18 protein-coding genes are annotated in these 16,840 nt (G+C 77.0%); 10 read left to right on the forward strand and 8 right to left on the reverse strand.

Features of this window, described 5'->3' with window-relative positions; all coding sequences use genetic code 11:
• Positions 1-11: 11 nt before the first annotated feature.
• Both AC1VL8_RS16095 and AC1VL8_RS16100 read right to left on the reverse strand, forming a co-directional pair.
• Complete coding sequence (locus AC1VL8_RS16095) at positions 12-215, reverse strand: hypothetical protein (protein ID WP_483075859.1); 204 nt, start codon at positions 213-215, stop codon at positions 12-14.
• A gap of 133 nt (positions 216-348) precedes the next feature.
• Positions 349-1,476 carry a glycerate kinase gene (locus AC1VL8_RS16100; protein WP_483075860.1) on the reverse strand — a complete coding sequence of 376 codons (1,128 nt, stop codon included), beginning with the start codon at positions 1,474-1,476 and terminating at the stop codon, positions 349-351.
• Positions 1,477-1,607: 131 nt separating this feature from the next.
• Here AC1VL8_RS16100 and AC1VL8_RS16105 point away from each other — a divergent pair, with 131 nt between their 5' ends.
• Positions 1,608-2,597 (forward strand): NADP-dependent oxidoreductase, encoded by a 990-nt coding sequence (locus AC1VL8_RS16105; protein ID WP_483075861.1) that lies wholly within the window; start codon positions 1,608-1,610, stop codon positions 2,595-2,597.
• A gap of 16 nt (positions 2,598-2,613) precedes the next feature.
• On the opposite strand, the gene AC1VL8_RS16110 is transcribed toward AC1VL8_RS16105, so the two are convergent.
• A complete protein-coding gene (locus tag AC1VL8_RS16110) occupies positions 2,614-3,219 on the reverse strand; it encodes a TetR/AcrR family transcriptional regulator (RefSeq protein WP_483075862.1) in 606 nt (201 codons plus the stop codon).
• 115 nt (positions 3,220-3,334) lie between these two features.
• Between AC1VL8_RS16110 and AC1VL8_RS16115 the strand changes: the two genes are divergently transcribed.
• Both AC1VL8_RS16115 and AC1VL8_RS16120 read left to right on the forward strand, forming a co-directional pair.
• The gene (locus AC1VL8_RS16115; RefSeq protein WP_483075863.1) at positions 3,335-4,048 is read left to right on the forward strand and encodes an SDR family oxidoreductase; all 714 of its coding nucleotides are present in this window, start codon (positions 3,335-3,337) and stop codon (positions 4,046-4,048) included.
• Between the two features lie 203 nt (positions 4,049-4,251).
• The gene (locus tag AC1VL8_RS16120) at positions 4,252-4,641 is read left to right on the forward strand and encodes a hypothetical protein (RefSeq protein WP_483075864.1); all 390 of its coding nucleotides are present in this window, start codon (positions 4,252-4,254) and stop codon (positions 4,639-4,641) included.
• A gap of 3 nt (positions 4,642-4,644) precedes the next feature.
• On the opposite strand, the gene AC1VL8_RS16125 is transcribed toward AC1VL8_RS16120, so the two are convergent.
• Together AC1VL8_RS16125 and AC1VL8_RS16130 are read right to left on the reverse strand one after the other, a co-directional pair.
• The gene (locus AC1VL8_RS16125) at positions 4,645-5,052 is read right to left on the reverse strand and encodes a PPOX class F420-dependent oxidoreductase (RefSeq protein ID WP_389229992.1); all 408 of its coding nucleotides are present in this window, start codon (positions 5,050-5,052) and stop codon (positions 4,645-4,647) included.
• 54 nt (positions 5,053-5,106) lie between these two features.
• The gene (locus tag AC1VL8_RS16130; protein WP_483075865.1) at positions 5,107-6,204 is read right to left on the reverse strand and encodes a DNA glycosylase AlkZ-like family protein; all 1,098 of its coding nucleotides are present in this window, start codon (positions 6,202-6,204) and stop codon (positions 5,107-5,109) included.
• A 73-nt stretch (positions 6,205-6,277) separates the two neighbouring features.
• Between AC1VL8_RS16130 and AC1VL8_RS16135 the strand changes: the two genes are divergently transcribed.
• Both AC1VL8_RS16135 and AC1VL8_RS16140 read left to right on the forward strand, forming a co-directional pair.
• Positions 6,278-7,387 carry an alkene reductase gene (locus tag AC1VL8_RS16135; protein ID WP_483075866.1) on the forward strand — a complete coding sequence of 370 codons (1,110 nt, stop codon included), beginning with the start codon at positions 6,278-6,280 and terminating at the stop codon, positions 7,385-7,387.
• 103 nt (positions 7,388-7,490) lie between these two features.
• On the forward strand, positions 7,491-7,988 hold the full coding sequence (locus AC1VL8_RS16140; protein ID WP_483075867.1) for a DUF1269 domain-containing protein: 498 nt from the start codon (positions 7,491-7,493) through the stop codon (positions 7,986-7,988).
• Between the two features lie 22 nt (positions 7,989-8,010).
• On the opposite strand, the gene AC1VL8_RS16145 is transcribed toward AC1VL8_RS16140, so the two are convergent.
• Genes AC1VL8_RS16145 through AC1VL8_RS16155 form a run of 3 tightly spaced genes read right to left on the reverse strand, consistent with a single transcriptional unit; the run spans position 8,011 to position 10,895 of the window.
• Positions 8,011-9,807: a LuxR C-terminal-related transcriptional regulator gene (locus tag AC1VL8_RS16145; RefSeq protein WP_483075868.1), complete on the reverse strand. Its 1,797-nt coding sequence runs from the start codon at positions 9,805-9,807 to the stop codon at positions 8,011-8,013.
• The gene (locus AC1VL8_RS16150; RefSeq protein WP_483075869.1) at positions 9,804-10,634 is read right to left on the reverse strand and encodes a hypothetical protein; all 831 of its coding nucleotides are present in this window, start codon (positions 10,632-10,634) and stop codon (positions 9,804-9,806) included. Before AC1VL8_RS16150 ends, AC1VL8_RS16145 begins: the two co-directional genes overlap by 4 nt.
• Before the next feature lie 3 nt (positions 10,635-10,637).
• Positions 10,638-10,895, reverse strand: a complete 258-nt coding sequence (locus tag AC1VL8_RS16155) for a hypothetical protein (protein WP_483075870.1) — start codon at positions 10,893-10,895, stop codon at positions 10,638-10,640.
• Positions 10,896-11,268: 373 nt separating this feature from the next.
• Between AC1VL8_RS16155 and AC1VL8_RS16160 the strand changes: the two genes are divergently transcribed.
• The 5 genes from AC1VL8_RS16160 to AC1VL8_RS16180 are packed head-to-tail and all read left to right on the forward strand — an operon-like array spanning position 11,269 to position 16,767.
• The gene (locus tag AC1VL8_RS16160) at positions 11,269-12,582 is read left to right on the forward strand and encodes a sensor histidine kinase (protein ID WP_483075871.1); all 1,314 of its coding nucleotides are present in this window, start codon (positions 11,269-11,271) and stop codon (positions 12,580-12,582) included.
• Positions 12,582-13,253 carry a response regulator gene (locus tag AC1VL8_RS16165; RefSeq protein ID WP_483075872.1) on the forward strand — a complete coding sequence of 224 codons (672 nt, stop codon included), beginning with the start codon at positions 12,582-12,584 and terminating at the stop codon, positions 13,251-13,253. The genes AC1VL8_RS16160 and AC1VL8_RS16165 overlap by 1 nt, the downstream gene beginning before the upstream one ends.
• Positions 13,254-13,308: 55 nt before the next feature.
• Positions 13,309-13,641 (forward strand): helix-turn-helix domain-containing protein, encoded by a 333-nt coding sequence (locus AC1VL8_RS16170; RefSeq protein ID WP_483075873.1) that lies wholly within the window; start codon positions 13,309-13,311, stop codon positions 13,639-13,641.
• On the forward strand, positions 13,631-14,962 hold the full coding sequence (locus AC1VL8_RS16175) for a type II toxin-antitoxin system HipA family toxin (protein ID WP_483075874.1): 1,332 nt from the start codon (positions 13,631-13,633) through the stop codon (positions 14,960-14,962). The genes AC1VL8_RS16170 and AC1VL8_RS16175 overlap by 11 nt, the downstream gene beginning before the upstream one ends.
• Positions 14,959-16,767, forward strand: a complete 1,809-nt coding sequence (locus AC1VL8_RS16180) for an alpha/beta hydrolase (protein WP_483075875.1) — start codon at positions 14,959-14,961, stop codon at positions 16,765-16,767. Before AC1VL8_RS16175 ends, AC1VL8_RS16180 begins: the two co-directional genes overlap by 4 nt.
• The last annotated feature ends 73 nt before the right edge of the window (positions 16,768-16,840 follow it).

Below are 16,840 nucleotides of genomic sequence, written 5' to 3' on the forward strand. Positions count from 1 at the left end.
GCCGCGACGCCTCAGCCCGCGAGCCCGACCAGCGCGCCGAGCACCGCCGTCGCCGCGACCCCGAGCACCGTCCACGCCACCATGCTCCCGGCCACGTAGCCGGCGAGGCGGCCGCGGCTCCCGGGGGCCCACGCCGGGGCCGGGGTCTCGCGCACCCAGGTCAGCAGGTCGCGGGGCTGCGGGGCGGGGCGGGTCGTGGTCGTGACGGTGCTCATGGCGCTCTCCTCGTGGGGGCGGTGGTGGTGGTCGGCCGGGGTCACCGGCACCCACCAGGATGCCCCAGCCGCGCGGCCCGGCGCCTGGGGCCTCGGTCCCGGCCCCGCCGCGGCGCGTGCCGCCGGACGTGCGCTACGCGCCGGCAGCCCGGTCGCGCGCCAGGTCCCGCGCGATCTCCCGTCCGACCTCGCGCAGCAGCCGGGGCGCGTCGGCGAGGCACCGTGCGGGGTCCGGCTCGCGGTCGGTCAGCGCGTAGGCGCGGGTGAATCCGAGGGCGTGCAGCCGGTCCGGCGCGAGGTCGACGCGCCCGGCGACCGCGACCACCGGCACGCCCGCGGCGGCGGCGGCCCGCGCCACCCCGACCGGCGCCTTGCCGCCCGCGGACTGCTCGTCGAGCGCGCCCTCGCCGGTGACGACGAGCCGGGCCCCGGTGAGCAGCCCGGCGAAGCCGACCAGCTCGAGGACCACCTCGACGCCGGGCCGCACCGTCGCACCGAGCGCGGCCAGCGCGGCGTAGCCGGCACCGCCGGCCGCCCCGGCGCCGGGCAGGTCCGCGGCCGGGCGTCCGAGCAGCCCGGCCCACCGGTCGAGCGCCGCCTCCAGCACCGCGACCTGCGCCGGGCTCGCCCCCTTCTGGGGAGCGAACACCGCCGCCGCGCCGCGGGCGCCGAGCAGGGGGTTGTCCACGTCGGTCGCCACGACGACCTGCGCGCCGCGCGGCCGGGGGTCCAGGCCGGTCACGTCGATCGAGGCCACCACCAGGGGGTGCCCGGCGCCCGGCGGCAGCACCGCTCCCCCGGCGTCGCGGAGCGTCACGCCGAGCGCCTGCAGGAGACCGGCGCCGCCGTCGGTGGTGGCGCTGCCGCCGAGCCCGAGGACGATCCGGGTGCACCCGGCGTCGAGCGCCGCGGCGACGAGCTGGCCGGTGCCGAAGGTCGTCGCGGCGAGCGGGTCGCGGCGGTCGCCGACCAGCGCGAGCCCGGACGCCTGGGCCAGCTCGACCACCGCGGTGCCGTCGTGGACGGCGACGACGGCCTCGACGGGGTCGCCCAGCGGCCCGCGCACGGTCACGGGCACCGCCCGGAACCCCCGGCGGAGCGCGGCGTCGACGGTCCCCTCGCCGCCGTCCGCGACAGGCACCTCGACGACCGTCGCGCCGGGTTCGACGTCCTGGATCCCCGCGCGCAGGGCCCGGGCGACCGCCGCGGCATCGGCGGAGCCCTTGAACTTGTCGGGGGCGAGGACGATCGATCCGGTCACCGGCCCATCATGGCCGCCGCCGACCCGCCCCGGCCCGTGCGCGCCCGCCGGCGTCGCGTCCCGCTCTTGACAGCGTTACTGAGTGCACTCAAACTTGAGTCGACTCGTCTCTTCTGTCACCGGAGCACCCCGTGCACGCGTTCGGCATCACCCGCTACCAGCAGCCGCTGACCCGGATCGAGGTCCCGGAGCCCGTCGTCGGCCCGGACGACGTCCTCGTCGACGTCGAGGCCGCCGGACTCAACCACCTGGACGAGAAGATGCGCGCCGGGGATTTCAAAGCCCTCCTGCCCGCCACGATGCCCCTGGTGCTCGGGTACGACGTCGCGGGCACCGTGCTGCGCGTCGGGGCGCGGGTCCGGGAGTTCGCGCCCGGCGACCGCGTCTACGCGCGCGTCGGCGCGGGCCGGACGTTCGCCGAGCGGGTGGCCGTCCCGCAGGACGAGCTCGCCCCGGCGCCCCGCACGCTCAGCACCACGCAGGCCGCGGGCCTCCCCCTGGTCGCGCTCACCGCGTGGCAGGCCCTCGTGGAGCGCGGCCACCTCCAGGCCGGCCAGAAGGTCCTGGTGCAGGCCGGCGCGGGCGCGGTCGGGTCGATCGCGATCCAGCTCGCGCAGCACCTGGGCGCGCACGTCGCGACCACGGCGAGCGGGGCAGGCCTCGAGCGGGCGCGCGAGCTCGGCGCGGACGTGGTGGTCGACTACCGCTCGCAGGACGTCGAGGCCGAGCTGTCCGGCTACGACCTGGTCCTGGACAGCCTCGGCGGCGACACCCTGCTGTCGTCGCTCCGCGTCCTGCGACCGGGCGGCAGGGCCATCGGCATCGCCGGACCGCCGGAGCCGGCGTTCGCCCGGCAGGCCGGGCTGAACCCGGTGCTGCGCCTCGCGATCGGTGCCCTGAGCAGCAAGGTCCGGCGCCTGGCCCGGCAGCGGGGCGTGACCTACGAGTTCCTGTTCATGCACGCGTCCGGAGCGCAGCTGCGCGAGATCACCGCGCTGGTGGACGCCGGCACGCTGCGCCCGCTGCCGGTCGAGACCTTCCCGCTCGACGACGCCCCCGCCGCCCTGGAAGCTCTCGCCGCCGGTCGCGTCCGGGGCAAGGCCGTGCTCGTCCGGGACTGAGCCCGGACGGTCGCCCTCAGCGCCCGCGCAGGACCACCGCGAGCTGCGCGGCGACGTCCGCGACGACCTCCTCGACGGTGGCCGCGGCGGTCGCGCTCGCGGCCATCGCGAGGAACATCACCGCGGACACGACGTGGGCCAGGGCGGCGGCGTCCTCGTCCGACGTGCGGCCGTCCCGCCGGAGCACGTCGGCGAGGGCCGCCTCGGTCTGCGCGGCGATGGTCAGCGCCTCGCGGTGGTGCGGCTCGTCGGGGTCGCCGAACGCCATCTCCCGCAGGTAGGTGCGGCCGTTGTCGACCTGCTTGCGGTTGCACTCGACCACCGGGCGGACGATCGCCAGCACCGCCCCGAGCTCGTCGTCGACCCCCGCGGCCCCGGCGACGCCGCGGGCGAGCGCCTCGGCGTACGCGGCGTTCTGCACGAGCAGCAGCAGCTCGCCCTTGTTCCTCGCGTAGAGGAACAGCGTGCCCGCGCCGATGTCGGCCCGCTCGGCGATCTGCTGGGTCGTGACGTCGTCGACGCCGTGCTCGGCGAACAGCTCGCCCGCCGCGGCCATGATCCGCTCGAGCTTCTGCTGCTTGTTGCGCTCGCGCCGGCCGACCGGTCGAGGGGCGACGGACATCACGTGGGCTCCTCCGGGAACAGATCCTGACTGGTGTCAGTTATGAGTGTAGTCAGACGTTGGTGCACCCGCACCGGTCCGGCGCCCATCGTCCCACCACCCGAAGGAGCACCCCATGCCCACTCTCGACGGCGCAGTCGTCCTGGTCACCGGCGCGAACGGCGGCATCGGCACCCAGCTCGTGCACCAGGCCCTGGCACGCGGGGCCGCGAAGGTCTACGCCACCGCGCGCACCCCCCGCACCTGGGACGACGAGCGCGTCGTGCCGCTCGCTCTCGACGTCACCGACCCCGCCTCGATCCGCGCCGTGGTCGAGGCCGCGCCCGACGTCACCGTGCTGGTCAACAACGCGGGCGTCTCCGTGGCCGGCGCCGGCATCCTGCAGCACTCCGACGAGGAGATCCGCGCCAGCGTCGAGACGAACTTCGTCGGGCCGCTGCTGCTCACCCGCGCCTACGCGCCCCTGCTGGTCCGGGCGGAGAACGCGGCGGTCGTCGACATCCACTCCGCGATGAGCTGGTACGCGGTGGGCGGCATCTACAGCGCGACCAAGGCCGCGTTCTGGTCGGTGACCAACTCGCTGCGCCTCGAGCTCGTCCCGCAGGGCGTGCACGTCGTCGGGGTGCACGTCGGCTGGGTCGACACCGCGATGGCCGCCCACGCCGAGGGCCCGAAGACCGACCCCGCCGACCTGGTCGCCGCCGTGCTCGACGCCGTCGAGGCCGGCGAGTACGAGGTCCTCGCGGACGACGTCTCCGTCCAGGCCAAGGCCGGGCTGAGCGCCCCGCTGGAGGTCGTCTACCCGCAGCTCGCGCGACCGGTCGCCTGACGGAGCCCCGGACGCCGGCCCCGGGTCGACCCCGACCCGGGGCCGGCGTCCCGTCACCCCTGCGGATGACCCCGCCTCCCCCCGGTACCGCGCCGGGAGGAGACGAAGATGCGCACCCCGGCTGATCCGCCGCGGGCCGCTGACGACCAGGCTGGAGGGGTCGCCGCCACCCGGGCGGGACGTCGGCCCCGAGGAGCCCGCCCGTGCGCACACCCCAGCAGACCCCCACCCGCACCGAGCCCTGGTACGCCGCCGTCGACCTGCGCGCGGACGACAGCGCGCCCGTCGTGGCCCGCGCGTGGGTCGACGCGTGCGCCGCGAGCGCCGGCGTGGCCCCGGCCCACCGCGCGGAGGTCCGCCGCATGGGCACCGAGCTCGCCCGCGAGGCCGCGCTGCGCGCCGGGCAGGGCGGCACGATCCGGCTCGAGGTCGACGTGGTGGGACCCGTGCTGCGGGTGTCCGCGCGCGGCCCCGCGACCACGCAGCGGCTCGGCTCGCGGGCCGTCGAGGCGCTGCGCTCCGCGTTCGAGTGGGGCGTCGAGCGGGTGCGCGGCGACTCCCGGCTGGTGTGGTGCCACCTCCAGGTGGCCTGAGCCTCAGTCCTTCTGCGCGCCCCAGCCGTGCCAGCGGTCGACCTCGACGACGGCCGACCAGCGCGGGTTCACCCGGTCCGGGTACGGGTGGCCGGTGTAGTGGCGGGAGAGCGCGTCGATGTCGGCGCGGTCCGTGTCCTCGCGCAGCTCCACGACCCGGCCGATCAGCGTCACGTGCGTGTACCAGTCGTCGGCGTCGAGCGCGGTGAGCGTCACGCGGGGGTCCCGGCGCAGGTGCCGCAGGCGCACCCGGGTCGCGTCGAGGTTGAGCAGCACCCGGCCGTCCTCCTGCCAGAGGTACCAGGTGGCGGCGGACACCGGCGTGCCGTCGCTGCGCAGCGTGGCCATCACGGCGGGGTTGGGCCGGCGCAGCATCGCGATCGCGTCGGACGGCAGCGGGGACGTGCTCACGGGGACCTCCGGGGTCGGCGGGCGGGTGGTCCGCCCAGTCTGGCCGCGGTGCGGTCAGCGGTCGACCGCGAGCCCCAGCCAGCCGGCCATCGCGGCGATCTGCTCGTCCACCGCCGCGGTGGTCTCCTCGTCGAACGGCGCCTCCTGGTGCACGGTGTGCACGCGCAGCACCCCGGCGCGGCGGTCGGCCCGCGCGTCCAGCCGGCCCACGAACCGGTCGCCGTGCAGCACCGGGAGCGCGAAGTACCCGAACCGCCGCTGCGCCGCGGGCTTGAACATCTCCACCGCGTAGTCCAGGTCGAACAGGTCGAGCAGGCGCTGCCGGTCGTGCACCAGGCGGTCGAACGGGGACAGCAGCGCGGTGCGGCCCACGAACGGCTCGGCCCGGACCGCCGCCAGGACACCGGGGTCCACCCGCCACTCGCCGGCCACCCCGTCGACCTCCACGGGCTCCCCCGGCAGGTCCATCCGCCACGGCTCGCCGGTCGCACCGGTCAGGACCCGGGGCCGGGCGATCCCCAGCGCCCGCACCCGGCGCCGCACCCGCTCGGCGCGCGCCTCGGCGAGCGGCAGCGGCTCCACCGGCGGGTACACCCGCTCGGCGACGTCCCACAGGCGCTCGCGGCCCTCGCGCCCGGCGATCGCCACGAGGCCGCGCTCGCTCAGCAGCTCGAGCATCATCGTGACGTTCCGGTCGCCGGTCCACCCCGTCGAGCGCCACGGCACGGCGGCCGTGTCCGGCACCTCCCGCGCGCGCAGCGGCCCCTCGGCGCGCAGCCGCGCGAGCACGTCGCGGCGGAACGCGTCGTTCGCCGCCACCCAGTCCCGGCCGTGGCCGTGCTCGTCGGGCGGCCACGCGGCCATCTCCGCGACGTACAGGGGCAGGTCCGCCGTCGCCCGGACGGTGCCGACCAGCTGGTAGAGCAGCCGGTCGGCGAGCGCGTCGTCGACGGCTCCCGGCCACACGCGCGTCCCCAGGCGCGACCACACGACGTGGTCGACGGCGGGGGCGATCGCCGCGGTGGGGTCGACCTGCAGGAACGTGAGCCGCTGCACCACCCCGACCAGGTCGGTCGGGGCGTCTCCGCCCCCGTCGAGCAGCTGCGCGCGCACCGCGACGCGCCGGGCCTCGGTGCGGCTCAGCCGGATCATGGACCCACGGTAGTGACGCAGGCGACGCCGACCGGGCGGAAGGTTTCGCCCGGCGCGTGCGTTCCGGCTCGACGTGAACCTCTTCTCCCCCGTCGCCCTGGGCGACCTGCAGCTGGCCAACCGCGTGGCGATGGCCCCCCTGACGCGGACGCGCGCGGACGCGGACGGCGTCCCGAACGACCTGCTCGTCGAGCACTACGCGCAGCGGGCCAGCACGGGCCTGATGGTCACCGAGGGCACGTTCCCCGTCGCCGAGTCGCGCGCCTACCCGGGCCAGCCGGGCATCGCCACCGCCGAGCAGGCCGCGGGCTGGGCCCGGGTCGCCGACGCGGTGCACGCCCGCGGCGGCCGTCTGGTCATGCAGCTGATGCACGGCGGGCGCGTGTCCCACACCGGGATCACCGGGACCGACCGGATCGTCGCCCCCAGCGCGCTCGCGATCGACGGCGAGGCCCGCCTGCCCGACGGCTCGAAGACCGCGTACCCGGTGCCGCACGCGCTGACCGCCGACGAGATCCCCGGCATCGTCGCGACGTTCGTCGAGGCCGCGCGCCGCGCGGTCGACGCGGGCCTGGACGGCGTCGAGGTGCACGGGGCGAACGGCTACCTGCTGCACGAGTTCCTGTCCCCGGCGTCCAACGTGCGCGACGACCAGTACGGCGGCTCGCCGGAGAACCGCGCCCGCCTCGTGGTCGAGGTCGTCACCGCGGTCGCCGCCGAGGTCGGCGCCGGGCGCGTGGGCCTGCGCCTGTCCCCCGGGCACAACATCCAGGACGCGTACGAGACGGACGCCGCCGACGTCGCGGCCACCTACGGGCACGTGGTCGACGCGATCCGGCCGCTGGGCCTGGCGTACCTCAGCGTCCTGCACGCCGACCCCGCCGGGGAGCTCGTCCAGGACCTGCGCGCCCGGTTCGGCGGCCCGCTGATGGCCAACACCGGCTTCTCGGCGATGACCACCCGCGAGGAGGCGCTGCAGCTCGTCGCGGACGGCACCGCGGACGTCGTGGCCGTCGGCCGCGCGGCGATCGCCAACCCCGACCTCGTCGAGCGCTGGGCGGGTCAGCACCCGGAGAACGAGCCGAACCCGGCGACGTTCTACGGCGCCGGCGCCACGGGGTACACGGACTACCCGTTCCTCGCCGACACCGACGCTGCCGGCGCGTCCGCAGCCCGCGCCTGACGCACGCCCGCGGGCGCCTCACCCCCGCCGGGTGAGGTGCCCGTGCGGCCCGCGCGCGACGCTGGGCGGCGACGGACCGACCCAGCCGACCGAGGAGACCGCCGTGGCGACGCTCAGCGTGTGGAAGTTCGACACCCCCGAGGGGGCCGACCGGGCCGAGGGCGCCCTGCAGGCCCTGCAGAAGCAGCAGCTGATCCAGGTGCACGACGCCGCGACCGTGTCGTGGGAGCCCAGCCGGAAGAAGCCGAAGACGCGGCAGCTCAACAACCTCACCGTCGCGGGCGCGCTCGGCGGCACGTTCTGGGGTCTGCTGTTCGGGCTGCTGTTCTTCGTGCCGCTGCTCGGTGCCGCGATCGGCGCCGCGGCGGGCGCGCTCGGCGGGTCGCTCACGGACGTGGGGATCGACGACGGGTTCATCGCCTCGGTGCGCGACAAGGTCACGCCCGGCACCTCCGCGCTGTTCCTGCTGTCGTCCGGCGCCGTCGGCGACAAGGTGCTGCCCGCGCTCAAGGAGCAGGGCATCCACCCCGAGCTGATCCAGACCAACCTGTCCGCCGAGGAGGAGGCGCGGCTGCGGGCGGCGTTCGAGGAGAACGTCTGACCCCGCCCGCCGGCGGTGCGGCTCAGAGCAGCCCGCGCTGCACCGCCACCCGGACCGCCGCCCGCCGCCCGTCCGCGCCGAGCTTGCGGTAGATCGCCCGCATGTGGGTCTTCACCGTGTTGACCGACAGGTAGAGCGACGCCGCGATCTCCTCGGCGGTCAGCGACGAGCGCAGGCACGCCAGGACGTCGCGCTCGCGCGCGGTCAGGTCCCAGGCGGAGGTCCGCGCCGCGGGTGCGGCCTGCTCCGCGACGAGGAGCCGGGCGACCAGCTCCTCGTGCGCGCTGCCCCACTCCAGGTGCGCCGACAGCAGCGGGTGCAGGTCCGCGGCGCGGTCGCGCAGGGGGCGCACCACCCCGTGCGGCGCGGCCAGGACCAGGGCGTCCTCGAGCGCGTGGTGCGCGGCGTCCGCCTCGCCGTCGTGGTCGTGCAGCAGCGCGGCAGCCGCCGCGAGCGCCACCCGCGCCGGGGCGGGCGACCCGGGCACCGCGTCCGCCGCGGGTGCGCCGGCGTGCACCGCCCGCCACGCGCCCGCCGGGTCCCCGGTGCGCCGGAGCACGTCGGCGAGCCAGGCGAGCGACAGGGGGTCCCCGAACGCGGCCGTCCGCCGGTCGACGAGCGCGAGCGCGGCGCACCCCTGCCCGGCCGCCGCCAGGCGCACCGCGGTCACCAGGTCGCGGAACGCGGGCAGGTGCTCGGGCTCGCCCGCGTCCGTCCACGGCGCGTCCAGCACCTCGCGCGCCGCCGCCAGGCCCGGGGCGTCGCCCTGGGCCACCGCGACCAGCGCGAGGACGCCCGCGGCGTGCGCGGCGACCTCCCGACGCGACCTCCCCGCCGCCTCGACGGCGGCCGCCAGCTGATCGCGCGCGTGGTCGAGGTCGTCGCGCCAGTACGCCACCAGTCCGCAGGTCAGGTGCGCCGTCGCGACGACCCCGGAGCCCGACCACCCGTGGGCCGCCGCCGTGCGCAGCACCTCCACGGCCCGCGTCCGGCCGTCGGTCAGGTCACCGGCCTGCGCCCGGGCGAGCGCCGACTCCGCGCGGCAGCCGAGCGCGAGCGCCCCCCACCCGCGCTGCGCCGCCAGCCCCGCGGCCTGGTCGAGGCGCGGGCCGGCGTCCGGGTCCGCCGCGGCGCCGAGACGCTGCTGCTCGGCCCGGCCCAGCAGGTACAGGCCGAGCGCCCGGGTCGCGCCGTCCAGGTCCTCGCGGGCGAGCAGCACCCGACCCCGGCGGACCGCCTCGCCCAGCGGCGGGCGGCCGGGGGCCAGGAACGTGCGCACCAGGTCCCCGACGACCTCCGGACCGGCACCGGCACCGACCGCGCCCCCGGGGTCGAACGCCCGCGCCGCGGACAGCGCGAGCAGCACGTCGGGCGCGTGGGCGTGCGGGTCGGGCAGGGCCGACCGCAGCCGCTCGATCAGCCCGACCTCGCCTCGCACGACCAGGTCGGGCCACCGCTCGCCGAGGATCGAGGCGGCCGTGCCCGGCGCCTGGGCCGCGAGCGCGTGCCCGATCGCGGCGGCCGGGTCGGTCGCCGCCCGGTGCTCCGCGACGACGCGGTGCACGGCCCGCGCCGCGGCGGGGTCCCGCCGCGCGAGCACCGCGCGGGCGTGCGCGGCGACCAGCGCGTGCCACCGGTACGCGACCTGCCCGCCGTGGTCCCCGCCGACGGGCGTCAGGAAGAGTCCCCGGGTGACGCACTCGTCGAGCAGCGCGGCCCCGCCCGGGACGACCGCGTCCGCGAGGTCGGGGTCGATCGTTCCCGCCACGCTCGCGCGCAGCACGAAGTCCGCGAGCGCCGTCGGCAGCGCCCCGATCACCTCCTCGAGCAGGTAGTCGTCAGGGGCACGTCCCGGTCGCCGAGGCCACGCAGCGGCGCGCCGTCGCCGTCGAGCGCCCCCGCCGCCACCGCCAGCTGCACCGCGACGGGCCAGCCGCGGGTGACCTCCCAGAGGTCGCGGACGCGGTCGGGGTGCCGGCCGTGCGCGTCGACCAGGTCGGCGACCTCCTGCTCGGTGAACGCCAGCGACCGGCTGCGGATCTCACCGAGCTGCCCGCTGATCCGCAGCCGGTTGACGGGGACCCCGGCGTCGAACCGGCACGACAGCACCAGGCGCGCGCTCGAGTAGCGCAGCAGCGGGGTGAGCACCTGGCGCGCGGTGCGCAGGGAGAGCAGGTGCACGTCGTCGAGGACGACCACCGGTGCGGCCACGTCGGCCCCGGGATCGGCGGGCGCGCGGAGCCGGTCGAGGTCCGCCACGAGCGCGTCCACGCGGGCAGCGACGCCCGCGGGCGCCGGACCGGCCGACCCCTCGGTGCGCGGGTGCGGCCCGGCGTGTGCGACGGCGTCGGCGAGCACGCCCGCGAGGCGCCCGGGGTCGTCGTCGAGCGGGTCGAGCGACGCCCACACCAGCGGCGCGCGGACCGAGACGGCCCACTGGCTCAGCAGGGTCGACTTCCCGTAGCCGGCCGGCGCGCACACCAGGACCAGCCGGTGCCGGTCGACGGCCTCGTCCAGCTCGACGACGCACCGCGGCCGGGCGAGCAGCCCCGGGGCGGGCCGGGGCGCGCGGACCTTGCCCGGCGGCGCACCCGACCTCGTGCCGGGCGGTGCCCCCGGTACCGACCTGCCTGCTCGTGCCGCCATCGCTCACGCCCCCGCGTCGCGCCCACCGTAGCGCCGGGTGTCGTCGCCGTCCGGCGGACCGGGGTCCGCGACCACCTGGAGGTCGGCGATCGCGATGCCCAGGTCCCCGAGCAGGGCCACGACCCCGGTCAGCCCCGCACGGTCCGGCACCCGGCAGGACAGCACCGCGCCGTCCGCGGTGGGGGCCGCGACGACGTCCACGTAGTCGCGCAGCCCGGCGAGGTCGTGCTCGGGGCCGACGACCCGGATGTGCACGAGCATGTCCGCCCCTCCGCCGAGGTCCGCGCGTCGGGTCCACCGTGGCTCCCGCCCCGCGCGGTGTCGTCATGCGGCACGGGTGACTCCCGCGAGGGTGGAAGTCCCACGAGGGCGCATGCGACACCACGAGGGCGTAAGCCGCGGAGTACGCCCTCGCGGTGTCGCGTGCGCCCTCGCAGGGGGGCGGCGTGCTCGCGGGGGGCGGCGTGCTCGCGGGCGGTGCGGGTGGGTCACGGTGTACCGCGGGTGCGGTACACCGGGCACCGCCGGAGGGGGACGACGGGCGAGGCACCCGGGGCGATGCTGGGACGCGACGCGCGTCTGCCACCCTGGTCCGGCGCGACCCGATCGAGCCGGACAGGAGGAGCCCGCCCCCGTGACCACCCCGCAGCAGCTCGGCTCCCGGGCCGTCCAGGCCGTCCGCGCGGTCGACACCGTGACGCGCGGCACCCGCCCCACCTCCGGCCAGCTGGCCCTCACGGGGTTCTGGCTCGCCGCGATGCTGACCACCACCTCGGTGCGGACCGGCACGTTCGAGCGGCCCGGCGCGCCGCTGCTGCTCGCCGTGCTCGCGGCCTGGGCACCGCTGCTGCTGCGCACCTGGCGCCCGGCGCTCGCGCTGGCGGGCGCGCTCGTGGCCGAGTCGATGATCCTGATCTTCCTGGCCGTCCCGGACGCGGTCACCGCCCCGACCGGCGGCATGGGCGCGTACCAGCCGGTCCCGCTCGCGTCGATGCTCGCGGTGGCGACGCTCGCGGCCCGGGCACCGCGGGCGACGGGCTGGCTCGCCGGGGTCGGCGCCGGTGCCGTCCTGGCCGTGCTCGGCGTGACGATCAGGTCGACCGAGACCTACCTCACCGACCTGGTCGTGTTCTACCTGGTGGTGACCGCGGCGGCGCTCGGGGTGTGGCGGTCGGGGCTGCGGGAGCGTGCGGCCCGCGCGGCCCGCGAGCGCGACGAGCACGCCCGGCAGGCGGTCCTCGACGAGCGGCTGCGGATCGCCCGCGAGCTGCACGACGTGCTCGCGCACAACCTCACGCTGGTGAACGCGCAGGCCGGCGTCGCCCGGTACCTGCTGCGCACCGACCCCGGCGCCGCCGAGTCGGCCCTGCGTGACATCACGCAGCACACCGGGCGCGCGATCGACGAGCTGCGGGCGACCGTCGGTCTGCTGCGCCGCCGCGACGACGACACGGCGGCCGCGGGTGCGGACGCCGCGCTGCGCCCCGTCCCCGGGCTGGACGCCCTCGACGAGCTGCTCGACCGGGTCCGCTCGGCGGGCAACCACGTCGAGCTCGCGACGTCCGGCACCCCGGGCCGGCTCGACCAGCACGCCGACCTCGCGGCGTACCGGATCCTCCAGGAGTCGCTGACCAACGCGGCCAAGCACGCCCCCGGCGCGACCGTCGCGGTCGGACTCACCTGGACCGGGGCGGGCGTGCGGCTGCGGGTGGCGAACCCCGCGGGACCCGACACCGACCGCGCCCCCGCGCCCGGCACCGGCAACGGGCTGATCGGCATGCGGGAGCGCGCCACCGCCGCGGGCGGCACCCTGCGCGCGGGGCCGACGCCGGGCGGCGGGTTCGAGGTCGTCGCCACGCTCCCCGCCCTGCCCGCGCCCGACGACCCCGACCCCGGCGACACCGCCGACCCCGCACCGACCTCGACCTCGACCGGAGGACCCCGCTGATGACCGTGCGTGTGCTGCTCGCCGACGACCAGGCGCTGCTGCGCGCCACGTTCCGCCTGCTGCTGGACGCGACCGACGACATCGAGGTGGTCGGCGAGGCCGCCACCGGCGCCGAGGCCGTCGCGATGACCCGCAGCACCCGCGCGGACCTCGTCCTGATGGACATCCGGATGCCCGACGTGGACGGCATCGAGGCCACCCGCCGGATCACCGCCGACGACGACCTGGCCGGGGTCCGCGTGCTGGTGCTCACGACGTTCGAGGACGACGACCTGGTACTCGGGGCGCTGCGGGCCGGCGCGAGCGGGTTCCTCGGCAAGGGCGTGGAGCCCGAGGCGCTGATCGACGCGATCCGCACCGTCGCGGCCGGCGACCGGCTGCTGTCCCCCGCCGCGACCCGGGCCGTCGTGCAGCGGCTGCTCGAGCACCCCGAGCCCCGGACCGCCGCACCCGTCCCCGGGTTCGCCGACCTGACCGAGCGCGAGCGCGAGATCACCACGCTCGTCGCCGCCGGCCTGTCGAACACGGAGATCGCCGAGCGGCTGTACATCAGCCCGGCGACCGCGAAGACCCACGTCAACCGGGCGATGATGAAGACCGCCGCGCGCGACCGGGCGCAGCTCGTCTACCTGGCGTACCAGGCAGGGCTGGGCGGCGTCGGCTCGCCGTGACTCGATATAAACATCGACTACCGGGCGATACTCGATGTTTATGTACGATGGACTCATGAAGACCGCGCGCTCGTACCTGCCGGCGACCGAGGCGGCCCTCGTCGCGCTCGGCGCCCAGGTGGCCGCCGCGCGCCGCGAGCTGGGCTGGACCGCCGCCGAGCTGGGCGAGCGGGTGGGCGCCAGCGCCGCCCTGGTCTCCCGCATCGAGCGGGGCGCCCCCGGAACCGCGATCGGCACCGTGTTCGAGGCCGCCATCGTGTGCGGCGTTCCGCTGTTCGGGGTCGGGAGCCGCGACCTCGGCGACGTCGCCGCCCGCGAGCGCGACCGCCTCGCACTGCTCCCCCGCCATGTCCACCAGCGCTCCGTCGAGGTCGACGATGACTTCTGACGGCGCCACCGGCCCCGGTTCGTCGGTCTTCGTCTGGGTGTGGCTGCCCGGCGCGACCGACCCGGTCGTCGCCGGCGTCCTGCACCCGAGCGGCGACGACCTCCAGGGCGAGCCGGTCCTGCTGTTCCGCTACGCCGCCAGCTACCGCGCCCGCCCCGACGCGATCTCTCTGTTCACCCCCGAGCTGCCGCTCACCCCGGCGACGTTCGACCCCCGGCGCGCCGCCGGGCGCGACCCGCTGCCGATCGCCGGTGCGCTGCGGGACGCGGCACCGGACGCCTGGGGCCGGCGCGTCGTCGACGCCCGGCTCGGCGCACGGGTGGGCACGCGGGCCGGCACGCACGGGTGGGCGGACCTCGACGAGCGGACCTACCTCCTCGCGTCTGGCTCGGACCGCATCGGCGCCCTGGACTTCCAGGCCTCGCCCGACCACTACGTCGCCCGCGACGACGACGCCGACCTGCACCAGCTGCTCGAGCTCACCGACCTGGTCGAGCGCGGCGAGACCGTCCCCGACTCGCTCACCGCCGCGGCCGCGCACGGGACGTCGATCGGCGGCGCCCGACCCAAGGCCCTGCTGCGCGACGGCGACCGCCGGGTGGTGGCCAAGTTCTCGTCGAGCACGGACACGCGCCCGGTGGTGCAGTCCGAGGCGGTCGCGATGCTGCTCGCACGGCGTGCGGGGCTCCAGGTGCCCGACGTGCGGGTGGTGCGCGCGTCGGGCAGGTCGGTGCTGCTCGTCGACCGGTTCGACCGCGTGCCCGTGACGCGGGCGGACGGGACGACCGGCCACACCCGACGGCAGATGGTGTCGATGCTCACCGTCCTGGGGCTCTGGGAGATCAACTCCCGGTACGCCGGCTACGCGCAGATCGCCGACGCGATCCGCACCGGGCCGTGGACCGACGTCGGGGCGAGCCTGCGGGAGCTGTACGGGCGGCTCGTGCTGAGCGTCCTCGTCGGCAACAACGACGACCACCTGCGCAACCACTCGGCGTTCTGGGACGGCGCGCGGCTCACGCTGACCCCTGCCTACGACCTGGCGCCCCAGCCCCGCAGCAGCCGGACGTCGAGCCAGGCGATCGGCATCACCCGCGACGGCCGGCGGGCGTCCCAGCTCTGGCTGGTGCGGGAGGCGGCGGCGGACTTCCTGCTGCCCGCGACCGAGGCGGACGCGATCATCGACCGGGTGCGCGGCGCGGTCGAGGACGGCTGGGACGACGCCTGCGACCAGGCCCTGCTCACGTCGGCCCAGCGCTCGGCGCTCCGTGGCCGCGAGTTCGGCAACCCGTACGTCTTCGAGACCGAGGGGACCGCATGACCAGCACCGGACAGTCCCCGCCCGCCGCCGACCCCGCCCCGGAGCCGCCGTCCGAGCACCCCGCGTCCGCGCACCCCGCGTCCGCGCACCCCGACGCGCCGGACGCCCCCGACTCCCCCGCGACCGCGCGGCGGCGCCGACGCCCCCGACCCCCGCACCCCGGCGGCGTCGCGGTCGGCACCCTGTTCGCGGCGCTCGCCATGACGCCCTCGCTGCTGCCGCGCGACTGGCTGTTCCAGGGCCTGGTGTCCGGCATCTCCGGCGCGCTCGGCTACGCGGTGGGCGTGCTGCTCGCGTGGGTGCTGCGCCACGTCCCCGCGTGGCGCCGGTTCGTGGCCGGGGCGACGCACCGGGTGCCGCCGCGACTGCGCCGGTGGGTCCGACCCCTGCTGGGCACCCTGCTGGGCGCGGCGGTCGTCGCGACGCTGGTGCTGATGCTCGTGCACGGCGCGCGCTGGCAGCGCGAGATGACGACCGCCATCGGGATGCCGCCGCCGTCGACGGGCGACTGGCTGCGCGCCGGCCCGCTGCTCGTGGTGATCGCCGTGGCGCTGGTGATGGTCGCGCGCGGCGTGCGGTGGCTGGGCGTCCGCATCGAGCGGATGCTGCGGCGCCGGCTGCGGTTCCCGCGGCTGCTGGCGATCGCCGTCGCGACCGTCGTCGTCGGGGCGCTCGTGGTGGTGCTGGTGGACGACGTGCTGCTCGCGCGGTCGCTGTCCGCGGCGGACTCGGCGTTCGCGGCGCTGAACACCCGCGACCACCCCGGGGTCACCCAGCCCCAGGACCCGGAGCGGTCCGGGTCGCCGGAGTCGCTGGTCGGCTGGGACACCCTCGGCCGCGAGGGTCGCCGGTTCGTGGCGCAGGGCGCGTCGCCCGAGGCGCTCGCCGCGGCCTCCCCGGACGGCGACGTCCGCACCCCGGTCCGGGTGTACGTCGGGCTGGAGAGCGCCGCCACCGCGCAGGAGCGCGCGGACCTCGCGGTCGCCGAGCTCGACCGGACCGGCGCGTTCGACCGCGCGGTGCTGCTGATCGTCACGACCACCGGCAGCGGCTGGGTCAACGGGTCCGCGGTCGAGGCTTTGGAGCTGCTGCACGGGGGCGACACCGCCGCGGTCTCCACCCAGTACTCGTACCTGCCGAGCTGGCTGTCGTTCCTGGTCGACCGGTCCCGCGCGGCCGACGAGGCGCAGGCGCTCGCCAGGGCAGTCGAAGCACGGGTCGCCGCGATGCCCGAGGACGAGCGGCCGCAGCTGCTCGCGTACGGGGAGAGCCTGGGCTCGTACGGCTCGGAGACCGCGTACACGTCGCTCGCGGACATCCGCGCGCGCACCGACGGCGTGCTGTGGGTCGGCCCGCCGAACTCGAACCCGATCTGGCACGCGCTCGTCGACCGCCGCGACCCCGGCACGCCCGCGAACGCCCCGGTGTACGCGAGCGGGCTGCTGGTGCGGTTCGCCGGGGACACCGACCAGATGGCCGACCCGCCGACCGCGTGGGAGGACCCCCGGGTGCTCTACCTGCAGCACGCGTCGGACCCGATCGTCTGGTGGAGCCCCGACCTGCTGCTCAGCCGGCCCGCCTGGCTCTCCGAGAACCCCACCGGCGAGGCGGGGCTGACGATGACCTGGTACCCGCTGGTGACGTTCTGGCAGCTGACGTTCGACCTGGTCAACTCGAAGTCGGTGCCCGACGGCCACGGCCACAACTACGACGCCCTCACCCTGGACGGCTGGCTCGCCGTGGCCCCGCCGGCCGACTGGTCCGACGCGGACACCACCCGCGTCCGCGAGGCCATGACGCCCTGACCCCACCCCACTCCGGCCCACCCCGTCCCGCCCCGGCCGGGCACAGACGTCCAGCCTGCGACCGGGTCGGGGC

The sequence above is a fragment of the Cellulomonas sp. KU4C genome (assembly GCF_056868065.1).

Bases quoted from the DNA above. Each gene is read 5' to 3' on its own strand.
- AC1VL8_RS16180 (WP_483075875.1), top strand. From the start codon at position 14,959: ATGACCAGCACCGGACAGTCCCCGCCCGCCGCCGACCCCGCCCCGGAG.
- AC1VL8_RS16115 (WP_483075863.1), top strand. From the start codon at position 3,335: ATGCCCACTCTCGACGGCGCAGTCGTCCTGGTCACCGGCGCGAACGGC.
- AC1VL8_RS16165 (WP_483075872.1), top strand. From the start codon at position 12,582: ATGACCGTGCGTGTGCTGCTCGCCGACGACCAGGCGCTGCTGCGCGCC.
- AC1VL8_RS16095 (WP_483075859.1), bottom strand. From the start codon at position 215: ATGAGCACCGTCACGACCACGACCCGCCCCGCCCCGCAGCCCCGCGAC.
- AC1VL8_RS16130 (WP_483075865.1), bottom strand. From the start codon at position 6,204: ATGATCCGGCTGAGCCGCACCGAGGCCCGGCGCGTCGCGGTGCGCGCG.
- AC1VL8_RS16175 (WP_483075874.1), top strand. From the start codon at position 13,631: ATGACTTCTGACGGCGCCACCGGCCCCGGTTCGTCGGTCTTCGTCTGG.
- AC1VL8_RS16150 (WP_483075869.1), bottom strand. From the start codon at position 10,634: ATGGCGGCACGAGCAGGCAGGTCGGTACCGGGGGCACCGCCCGGCACG.
- AC1VL8_RS16110 (WP_483075862.1), bottom strand. From the start codon at position 3,219: ATGTCCGTCGCCCCTCGACCGGTCGGCCGGCGCGAGCGCAACAAGCAG.
- AC1VL8_RS16155 (WP_483075870.1), bottom strand. From the start codon at position 10,895: ATGCTCGTGCACATCCGGGTCGTCGGCCCCGAGCACGACCTCGCCGGG.
- AC1VL8_RS16170 (WP_483075873.1), top strand. From the start codon at position 13,309: ATGAAGACCGCGCGCTCGTACCTGCCGGCGACCGAGGCGGCCCTCGTC.